A 1,219-nucleotide genomic window follows, 5' to 3' on the forward strand; every position below is an offset into this window, starting at 1 on the left:
GGAACCGCCGAGCGTCGCCCGGAGGTGTTTTGCGCCACGTGGGGCGTGACCCTCATCTCAAGGCAAGCCTCAATGAACTCGGCCGCGTCATACCCCCTGTCCGCACCCACGGTGACTTCGCATCGTCGACCACCTGCCAGGCGTCGTTGACCATGACCTTGGCGGCTTCGCGCTCTGCATGCCCGTCAGCAGTTGTCACCAGCGCGCTGACCACCAGGCCGTGGCGGTTGTCGCTCAGGGTATGGCCCATGTAGCGCAACTCACTGGCGGTTTTGCCTTTACGGTATCTGCCGCAAACGTGCAGAAGAGGAGCAAGCCCCGATGTTGAGGACAGACTCTTGTTACTCCCCTGGCCCGCGGCTAGGAGTTCGTCGGAGTTGAGGTGAAGCGTGATTCAAAACATCAGGTCGTGACGGGGTTCGCGGCCGGTTTGCGGGCTCATCGCAGTCATCAAAACGCGATGAAAGGCATTTGAAAGTGGATGAGGAAGGCAATCGGGCGATTGGGGCGGCACAAAGAGCCCGCTGATCGGCCCTACACACCTCGTAATACGTTCATCCGCTTGACGTTCCACGCGAGCGCGACCAGCGACCATTCCGCCGCGACGTTGGACAGCCCGCGCAGCGAGAACTGCCGGAATCCCATCACATGCTTGATGATGCCGAACACCGGTTCGACCGTGCTCTTGCGCAGCCCGTACAGTGCTCGCCCCGCCTTCGTCTTGTGTCGGTGTGTCATCCTGACGATCGGATCGGTGCTCTCAGGCGGCGCCGGATCGTCGGCGAAGCGTTCCATCAGCGGCAGATGATGGGCGTCGCGCCGGATCGCGATCAGCGGGGTGATGTCCGCTGCCTCGCAGGTGACGACGTTGGCCGCACTGAAGTAGCCCGCATCCGCCAGCAACACCTCAGGCTGGCCCAATGGCTCGGGCAGCGCCCCCAGCAGCATCCAATGCGCATACCCCATCGGCAACCAATCCACCCAAGTTAAGCAGCCCCAAAAAAGCCGCAATTAATGAACGCAAGGTATTGACAAGCAGGGCGGCGGCCAATAGAGGATTGTTTCTCGATCTTCGCTTGGCTCTCATGCTCCTGCCCAATGTGTTCGCTGCGCTTTCCCAATACCTGCATACCAAGGTCTTTCAAGACCATGCCCGCCATCCTGAATGTCCCGCCGCTTTCACCCGTCATCGCAAGCTCACCCTGCCCACCCTGATCGC

1 protein-coding gene and 2 pseudogenes are annotated in these 1,219 nt (G+C 61.0%); all 3 read right to left on the reverse strand.

The features are described 5' to 3' along the window. Window positions 1–286: pseudogene (locus tag ACYP5B_RS37425) on the reverse strand (transposase); the annotation flags it as partial. Between the two features lie 248 nt (window positions 287–534). Next, a pseudogene (locus ACYP5B_RS37430) lies at window positions 535–942 on the reverse strand (transposase); the annotation flags it as partial. Between the two features lie 44 nt (window positions 943–986). Continuing rightward, window positions 987–1,219 (reverse strand): hypothetical protein (locus tag ACYP5B_RS37435; RefSeq protein WP_459572934.1); only part of this gene is annotated, 233 nt, incomplete at its 5' end.

Source organism: Cupriavidus sp. 8B (assembly GCF_054589115.1).